Annotated in this window: 1 protein-coding gene; it reads right to left on the reverse strand. The window is 67.3% G+C overall.

Features of this window, described 5'->3' with window-relative positions; genetic code table 11:
- On the reverse strand, window positions 1–1,426 hold a 1,426-nt coding region (locus ASE76_RS12020), incomplete at both ends, for a terminase large subunit (protein ID WP_055839690.1).

Raw genomic sequence — 1,426 nt, forward strand, 5'->3', positions numbered from 1 at the left:
CAGCATCTCGTTGCAGAGCTGCTGGGCGTTCCACCGGTCGAAGCCGATGTCGACCAGGTCGTAGTCCTGCATCGCCTGCTGCACCTGGCGCCGCACCGGCCCGTAGTCCGTCACATCGCCCGGGGTGGCGGTCAGCCAGCCCTCGGCCGCCCAGCGCTTGTAGGGCGCCACGTCGTCATGCTCCTGCGCGTCGACCTTTGCCTGCGGACACCAGAACCAAACCAGCACATGCCATTCGGGATCGTCGCCCTCGGGCGGGAACACCAGCGCGAAGGCGGTCAGGTCGCGGGTGCTGGCCAGGTCCAGGCCACCGAAGCAGCGCCGGCCCTTCAGCATCCCGGGGTCGAACTTCTTCCCTCCCAGGTCCCAGGTGTCTGCGGCGAACCAGCCGTCGGCGCTGTTGCACCAGATGTTCAGGTCCTTCGTGAGAAAGTTGACCTTGGCACCCGGCAGCGCAGCCGCCTTGCGGGCCATGCCGCGCATGTATTCGATCGTCTTCGACTTGCCGAGCCCCGGGTTGGCCTTCGGCCAATTGCGTTCATCGAACGGGTCGTCGTGCGCATCCAGGGTGTAGACGTAACCGAAGAAGGCGTCGTCCTCGCGCTTTCCCTCCAGCACCGAGATCAGGTAGCCCCGCACCTCGGTGCAGATGCCGTCGAGGATGAAGCCGGCGGTGGTGATGGCCGACAGCAGCGGGTGCGCCCGGGCGCCGAGCGCCGACTCCATCACGTCCCACACGTCGCGCGACTTCTGCGCGTGCAGCTCATCGAACAGGATGGCGCTGGGGTTCAGGCCGTCGAGGTTCTCGGCCATGGCCGGCAGCGGCGCGAAGACGCTGGTGTCCATCTCGATCTTCTCCTGGTTCAGACCGGAGAAGACCTTGAACGACCGCGCTACGCCGGGCGACCGGCGCACCCAGCGGCGCACGTTGTCGAAGCAGGGCTTAAATACCGTCATCGCCTGGGCGCGGGTGGTGGCCACCGCGTAGACCTCGGCGCCGACTTCGCCGTCCATCGCCAGCAGGTAGCCTCCCTGTGGCCCCTTCCATGTGCTCTTGCCGTTCTTGCGCGCAACCTCTTCGTAGCCGCGGGTGAAGCGGCGGTGCCCGGTGTCGATCCGCCGCCAGCCGTACAGCACGGCGGTCCAGAACTTCTGCCACGGGTCCAGCAGGATCGGCTTGCCAGCCAGCGGGCCCTTGATGTGCACGAAGAACTTCTCGATGAACGAGATGACATGCCAGCCGTGGGCGGGCATGAAGACCAGACCGCGCTTGCCGCCGTCCCGCATGTCCTGGTAGTGCCGCAGTACCGCAAGGTAGACCAGGCGGCCGGTGAGGATGTCGCCGCGCAGCACCGGCAGGCCGTACTGCTCGTCCCACTCCTCGAGCGCCGCCGGCGTCAGTGCCGTGATGCGTGCGCGGGCGAGG

The sequence above is a fragment of the Xylophilus sp. Leaf220 genome (assembly GCF_001421705.1).
In the GTDB taxonomy this organism is placed as follows: Bacteria; Pseudomonadota; Gammaproteobacteria; order Burkholderiales; family Burkholderiaceae_C; genus Xylophilus.